This is a genomic window from Phenylobacterium sp., from assembly GCF_016793225.1.
Classification (GTDB): Bacteria; Pseudomonadota; Alphaproteobacteria; order Caulobacterales; family Caulobacteraceae; genus Phenylobacterium.
Map to the genome: position 1 here is coordinate 1 of NZ_JAEUMN010000037.1, position 6,782 is coordinate 6,782.

A 6,782-nucleotide genomic window follows, 5' to 3' on the forward strand; every position below is an offset into this window, starting at 1 on the left:
CCTCGCCCGCCTTGAACTGTGTGTCCTGGCGCATGTAGCCGAGATAAGGCGCGACCAGCGTCACCTTCGCCGCCCCCTGCGCCCGCGCCGCCGCGGCGGCGAACAGCAGCGTCAGGATCACGCTGTCGGCGCGCACAAGGCTGCACACCATGTCGACCGGGCGACCGGCCGGATCGGTGTGCAGGCGGACATAGTGCTCCCCGTCCGGGAACTGGCGGGTTTCGAGCTCGCCCAGCTCCGCGCCAGTCTCCTGGGCGAGCCTGGCGGCGAAGGCCTCGTTGCCGGGCAGGGCGAAGACCAGGCGCATGGTTCAGGCCTCCAGAACGACGATGTCGGGATTGGCCCCGGCGAACTCGAGGGCGTAGGCGAGCTCCCCCGGCGCCTCGGCATGGACCGTCATGAGCGGTTGCCCCTGCCCCACCTCGTCTCCCAGGCGCACGTGCAGGGTCAGGCCCGCCGCCTTGGCGTCCGGCGCCCCCGCCAGCTTCGCCAGTCGCGCCAGCGTTCGATTGTTGATGCCGACGACCCGGCCCGCGCGAGGCGCCAGGATCGGTCGCGTCAGGGGGGCGACGGGCGGCTTCCGCAGGCCCCCCTGGGCCTCGCAGATCCGCTGGAACTTCGTCCAGGCCCGGCCGTCGGCCAACGTGGCCTCGGCGAGCGCCAGGCCTTCGCCGGGCGCGGCCCTGCCCGCGAGCTCCAGCGCGGCGCCCGCAAGCCCGCAAGCGCGCCGCCGCAGATCCTCCGGGGCGGTGGGATCGTTCCTCAGCACCGCCAGCACATCGCGGGCCTCCAGGGCCGGGCCGATGCCGCGTCCGACCGGCTGATCGCCGTCGGTCATGACGCAGCGCACGGTGACTCCGAGGGCGCGCGCCACATGGGCCAGGCGCTCGGCCAGGTCCGCGGCCGCGTCGTCGGAGCGCACCTTGGCCGTGGCGCCCACCGGTATGTCGATCACGATGTGGGTCGATCCCGCCGCGATCTTCTTGGACAGGACGGAGGCGATGAGCTGGCCCTCGGTGTCGATGTCCAGGACCCGCTCCACCCGGATCAGGATGTCGTCGGCGGGACTAAGACGGACCGATCCGCCCCAGACCACGCAGGCGCCTTCGCGCTCGACCACGCGGCGCATGGCGGGCACGTCCAGATCCACCAGCGCCAGGGTCTCCATGGTGTCCGCGGTGCCGGCCGGGCTGGTGATCGCCCGGGACGAGGTCTTCGGCATGACCAGGCCGTGCGAGGCGACGATCGCCACCACGATCGGCGTGGTGCGATTGCCCGGCAGCCCGCCCACCGAGTGTTTGTCGACGACGATCGGGGCGTCCCAGGCCAGCCGCTCGCCGGCCTCGATCATCGCCTGGGTCAGGCTGACCGTCTCGCCCAGGTCGAGCGGCAGGGCCGAGCAAGCGGTCAGGAAGGCGGAGAGGTGGACGTCGGTGTAGCGGGCAAGCGCGATGTCCTGGACGATGGACCGCAGGTCGGCCGGGTCCAGCCGATGTCCGTGGATGCGGCGGCGGATCGCCGACAGGGAGCCCAGCGGGGGCGGATGGCGCACCGTCAGCGCCGCTCCGTCGGCGACGCCCAGCCGCTCCCACGCCGCTTCGGAGAGGCCCGCCTCGCCCGGCTTGAGCAGCCCGTCCGCCACTTGATAGAGAGTCGCGAGCACCTCGCGGCCCTGCGCGGCCAACAGCACCTGGGAGCGGGGCCCGAGGCCTTCTGAACGGCAGACGTGGCAGTCCGCGCGCATCAGGACGATGGCGTCATGCTGGGTGAAGAACCCCAGCCGCCGCGCCTTCAGCGTGGGCGCCGAGATCGTCTGGGCGTCGGCAATCACGACAGCACGTACGCCTCGCCCTGGGCCGAAATCGTGCAGGGCCACCCGAGGTCCTCCTCGATCCGCGCCTTCAGGCCGATCGGCCCGCCACCTTCCCCATGGACGATGAAGGTGCGGGTCGGCGGATGCTCGAAGCCGGAGAGCCAGCGAAGGATCTCGTCGACGTCGGCGTGCGCGGACAGCATCGGCAGATTCGCGACCTCGGCGCGGATCGGGATCCACTGTCCGTGAATCTTGACCTCGCGGGCTCCGCCGATCAGCGCCTGTCCCCGCGTTCCGGCGGCCTGATAGCCCGAGAAGAGGACCGTGTTCCGGGGGTCGGGCCCGTAGGCCTTGAGATGGTGCAGGACACGCCCCCCGGTCGCCATGCCGCTCGCGGAGATGATCACCTTGGGCATCCGGTTCGAGGACAGGCGTTTCGAATCCTCCACGTCGCGGGTGTAGGTGGCCACCGCGCAGGCCTCCCGGCACGCCTCGGGCGTCAGCTTGTGATCGGCGCCATGCCGGCAGAGGAGGTCGCTCGCATCGATGGCCATGGGACTGTCGAGGTAGACGGGCGTCAGCGGCAGGCGGCCTGCGGCCTTCAGTTGGGAGAGATGATAGAGCAGTTCCTGGGCGCGCCCCACGGCGAACGCCGGGATCACCACCGTGCCGCCGCGCGCGGTCGTCCGCTCGATAATCGCCTGCAGGGCCTCGGCCGGCGCCACCGCCTCGTGCCGCCGGTCGCCATAGGTGGACTCCACCAGCAGGTAGTCGGCGCGGGGGATCGCCGCCGGATCGGGGGTGATCGGGTCGCCGTAGCGGCCCAGATCGCCGGAGAAGACCACCGTCTTGCCGCCCCATCGGACCTCGGCGATCGCCGCCCCGATGATGTGGCCGGCATAGCGAAGGGTCAGCTGCGCGCCATGCCCGAGGTCGGTGGGGGTATCGAAGCCGATCGGCTTCAGCCGTTCGACCGCGTTCTCCGCGTCATGCTTGCCGTAGAGCGGCAAGGCGGGCTTGTGCTTCGAGAACCCGTGGCGGTTCGCGAAATCGGCGTCGCTCTCCTGGATCTTCGCGCTGTCCATCATGATGATTTCGGCCAAGTCCGCGGTGGCCGCGGAACAGACGATGTCGCCGCGAAAACCCTCTCGCACCAGCTTGGGCAGATAGCCGCAATGGTCGAGGTGGGCGTGGGTGAGGATCACGACGTCGATCGACGCCGGATCGACCGGCAGGGGCGCCCAGTTCTGCTCACGCAGCGCCTTGAGGCCCTGGAAGAGGCCGCAGTCGACCAGGATGCGCCGGCCGCCGAGCTCGAGCAGATGCTTCGATCCGGTGACCGTCCCCGCGCCACCCAGCGACGTAAGGGTGAGTTTACCCATGTGCGCTCCCGTCCAGAGGCCAGGATGATAGTGAGTGTGAGTCACATGGCTTTGCGCTGTATCAAGCACGAGTGGGCTCCCGCGTGCCCCACGGGCTTCGCCGCATCTGGCGCGACGCGGCTACAGATCGAGTTGCATCTGAGCGTGCGTTGCAGGCCGTCGCGCCCTCGCAAGCCGCTGTTTCGGCGCGGGAGGGCGCGCCAAGGCAGGACGGCCGCGATCCGCAGGAGGTTGCGCGGCGGGCGCTTTCGAGGACGACGGCGGCCGGGCCGGGGTCGCGGTGGCGACGAGACGCGGACGAGGCACGGCAGACTCGGCGCCCCGGTGCCCGCGCGACCTCCGCCACGCCTCCACCTCCGCCTCGAGATAACCTACCCGTCCTGGCGAGATCACGTAGGGCCGCGGGAAGTCGCCGGCACGCTGCAGGCGCCAGGCCGTGGTTCGGCTGATGCCGGCGCTGCGCTCGACCTCCTTCCAGCGCAGGTAGCGTCCGCTGGGAGCATCCGGATCGACGAAGTCCTTCCAGTTGGGCATGCATCACCTCGCCGTCGCGTCGGCCCCGCCGCCGCGGTGGCGCGAGCGCCGCAGGGCCGTGCGCTGCGCCTCCGCCCAGGCCCGCAGGTCGCCGCGCGGGTAGAAGGGCTTGCGGCGGATGTGCTGGCACGGCGGGCCGTCGCCCCCCACGGACCATATGCGCGCCAGGGTCGCGGGCTTCAGGGCGATGTTGAAACGGGCCAGGTAGGCGGACGCCTCCTTGCGGGTCAGAAGGTCGATATCCTGCTCGCCGGACCGGGCCGCCATGTTCTCGCTGTCGCTCATCGGCCTGCACCACGGCAATCTCGGGCGCTGCGTACGGCGCGGCCGGCCGACAGGACCAGATAGCACTCGACCACGCCGGTCACGTAAGCCTGGGTCTCGGATATCTGCGGAATCCGCCCCAGCCTCGCCACGCGCTCGGGGCCGGCGTTGTAGGCGGCGAGCGCGAGCCGCAGGTCGCCGAACCGAACGAGTTGCCGCGCCAGATAGTCGGCCCCTCCGGAGAGGTTGGCGTCGACGTCGAACCGGTCGGAGACGCCCAGCGCTTTGGCCGTCCCCGGCATGAGTTGGGTGAGCCCGCCGGCGCCGGCCGTCGAGACGGCCTGCGGCCGGTAGGCGCTCTCGACGGTCACCAGGGCGTGGAGCAGCTTCGGGTCGATCCGGTGCCGGGCCGCGGCCTCGCTCACGGCCGCATCGTAGGGCTGCCGGCTTTCAGGGAGCTGGGACGCCTCCGCGGGCGCGGGCGCTGCCGGCGCCGCGCCGACGAAGATCGCGCCGCCCGCGCGGCCCCAGTCGGGCTCCGCCATGGCTGGGGCGCCGAGGAGCATCGCCAGCAGGCCGCCGAGACACCAGGACCTCACCATCGCCATGCCTCCACGTAGACGCCTTCGATCGCCGCTCGGCGGATGGGGCCGAAGTAGCGGCTGTCGAAACTGGTTGGGGTGTCCCCCAGGACCATGAACTCGTCCCGCCCAAGGCGCCGGCATCCCCGCCAGCCGGGCAGCGCAATCCCGCGCCGGTCCCGGAACAGGGCGGCCACTTCGCCGCGCGACCAGCTCAGGCGCTGGCCCTCGCGGCAGATCACCTCGCCCGGTCCCGCAGCGACGCGCTTCAGCAGGCGCGCCCGGGCGGAGGCGCCGAGACCGGCGAGGTAGGGGTGGGCCGAGGCCGGAGGCGCCACGGCTACGATCGCGCCCGCGGCCGGCGCCGCGGCGGTTCGCAGATAGACACCCCGCGGCAGGCTCGGCGTTTCGTTGACGAGCCACGGCGCCGGCCAGGCCCGCGGAAGGGCAACCAGACCGCACGTCACGATGCCGGCCGCGAAGAGAAGGTGGGTCCGGCGGCGGGTCATGGCCGGTAGGGTTCCAGGATGAGGTCGCGGGTGATGAAGACGCGGACCCGGGCGCCGGGGCGCAAGCGCACCACCGGGCGTACCTGCAGCTCCCGGTCCAGCAGCTTGCCGCCCACTTGGGCCGCCTCGATCGAAGCGGCGTCGCCCGCGTCGCCCAGCAGTCCGCCGGATCGGTCGTCCTGGTCGCGCGCCGCCTGGCCCAGGGTGGTGATCGCGCCGGCGAACAGGGTCGCGACCGCGAGCGGGAACAGCCGCCGATCGACCTCGCCCTTGGCGCCGATCGCCCCCTGGGCGTCGACGCCGGGTTCCTTGGGCAGCACCAGGCTCTTGCCGTTGGGCAGGATAAGACGATCCCAGACAATGAAGACGCGCGCGTCGCCGTGCCGGCTCTCCCCCTCGTGGCGCCCGACCAGGCGTGCGCCCTGTGGGATGAGCAGGTGTCGTCCCGAGACCGTATCGAAGACGCTCTCCGTCACGCTGGCCGTGACTGGCCCGGCGCGTGAGGTGTCCACCCCGGTCAGCAGGGCCGCGGGGACGACGGCGCCCGCCTTGACCTCGTAGGGGCTGAGGGGCGGGAGGAGCTCATGGGTGTTGTAAACGGCGCCGTAGTCGCCGCGGGGTCCGCCTCCGCCCCCATTCGGGCCGGCCGGCGCAGCGCCGCGAACACCCTCGCCTCCGAAGAACAGAGCTGAACCACGGGCCTCCTCCGTCAGGCCGTCGGCAGCCGGGCGACGTTGGGGCGCAGCGGCGCGGTTGGCGACCGTCGGCTGGGACCTCGCCCTCTCGGGCTGGCCTCCCAGCCGTCGGGGCTCCGGCAGGCGGTCGAGATCAGCATAGGTGGCGGGCGCGTCGGTGACGCGGTCGCTTGGGCGCACGGCGCCGCGCACCTCGCTGGGGCGACCTTCCAGGCGGGCTTCATGCGCCCGGGCGCGCAGCTCCGGCTGGACGATGAAGGCCCAGGCGAGCGACCCCGCCACGAGGCCGGAGGCCGCCATGACGGCGCCGGCGACGACACCCTTGCGGAGCCGCACGACGGGCGGCCTCGGCGCGCGGGTCTCCAGCGGAGGCATCGGCGTCTTCGGCGTCGGGCCGGCAGCGTCGGATGGCCCGGCGACGGTCATGAGGGGCCTCCCATGCGTTCGATGCGGACCACCTGCGCGCGCCGCCCGCCCACCCGCAGCTCGGCGGCCTGGAGCACCCGATCGACAACCCAGAGTCCGCCTTGCTGGCGATAGTTGACGAGCTGGGCCTGACCGTCCGGTCCGACTGCGAAAAGCGCCGGAGCCTCTGCGGCGGTGACCGTTGTGGGAAAGGTCAGGAAGGTGCGGACGCCGTCGGTCATCACGGCCGTCGGCGTCCAGGCGGGCCGCCGCCCCTTCGCGGCGATCCGGAAGCGAGCGTCGAGCGGCCCCTGCGGCGCCACCAACCCCGGCGGCGGGCTCGGCGCGGTGGGCGCGCCTGTGTCGAGCACCGCGCCCACGTCCCAAGTGATGGCGGTGTTGAAGGCCTCGGGCGCGCCGCTCCGAAGCTCCAGGAGGTACACGCGGTGGCTGGTGGCGAGGACGAGGTTCGTCTCGAGGCCCCGCTGCAGCGGCTTGATCATGACGTGGGCCCGCTGTCCGGGGCCTTCCCCCGACTGCGTCTCCCCGATCTGCCACCGGACCGTGTCCCCGGCGGCCTTCGAGATGATCGTCTCGCC

General features: G+C 72.3%; 9 protein-coding genes. All 9 read right to left on the reverse strand.

Annotation, left to right across the window (positions count from 1 at the left end):
* Positions 1-307: ribose-phosphate pyrophosphokinase-like domain-containing protein (locus JNK30_RS04080; protein WP_293480436.1), on the reverse strand; the 307-nt coding region annotated here is incomplete at its 3' end.
* 3 nt (positions 308-310) lie between these two features.
* On the reverse strand, positions 311-1,831 hold the full coding sequence (locus JNK30_RS04085; RefSeq protein WP_293480438.1) for a thymidine phosphorylase family protein: 1,521 nt from the start codon (positions 1,829-1,831) through the stop codon (positions 311-313).
* Positions 1,828-3,195 carry an MBL fold metallo-hydrolase gene (locus tag JNK30_RS04090; protein WP_293480440.1) on the reverse strand — a complete coding sequence of 456 codons (1,368 nt, stop codon included), beginning with the start codon at positions 3,193-3,195 and terminating at the stop codon, positions 1,828-1,830. Before JNK30_RS04090 ends, JNK30_RS04085 begins: the two co-directional genes overlap by 4 nt.
* A 120-nt stretch (positions 3,196-3,315) precedes the next feature.
* Complete coding sequence (locus JNK30_RS04095) at positions 3,316-3,729, reverse strand: AlpA family transcriptional regulator (RefSeq protein ID WP_293480442.1); 414 nt, start codon at positions 3,727-3,729, stop codon at positions 3,316-3,318.
* 3 nt (positions 3,730-3,732) lie between these two features.
* Positions 3,733-4,014, reverse strand: coding sequence for a hypothetical protein (locus JNK30_RS04100; RefSeq protein ID WP_293480443.1), 282 nt, complete (start codon positions 4,012-4,014; stop codon positions 3,733-3,735).
* On the reverse strand, positions 4,011-4,595 hold the full coding sequence (locus tag JNK30_RS04105) for a lytic transglycosylase domain-containing protein (protein ID WP_293480445.1): 585 nt from the start codon (positions 4,593-4,595) through the stop codon (positions 4,011-4,013). Before JNK30_RS04105 ends, JNK30_RS04100 begins: the two co-directional genes overlap by 4 nt.
* The gene (locus JNK30_RS04110) at positions 4,589-5,083 is read right to left on the reverse strand and encodes a S26 family signal peptidase (protein WP_293480447.1); all 495 of its coding nucleotides are present in this window, start codon (positions 5,081-5,083) and stop codon (positions 4,589-4,591) included. The genes JNK30_RS04105 and JNK30_RS04110 overlap by 7 nt, the downstream gene beginning before the upstream one ends.
* Positions 5,080-6,204, reverse strand: a complete 1,125-nt coding sequence (locus tag JNK30_RS04115; RefSeq protein ID WP_293480449.1) for a TrbI/VirB10 family protein — start codon at positions 6,202-6,204, stop codon at positions 5,080-5,082. Before JNK30_RS04115 ends, JNK30_RS04110 begins: the two co-directional genes overlap by 4 nt.
* Positions 6,201-6,782: TrbG/VirB9 family P-type conjugative transfer protein (locus tag JNK30_RS04120; RefSeq protein WP_293480451.1), on the reverse strand; the 582-nt coding region annotated here is incomplete at its 5' end. The genes JNK30_RS04115 and JNK30_RS04120, both read right to left, overlap by 4 nt.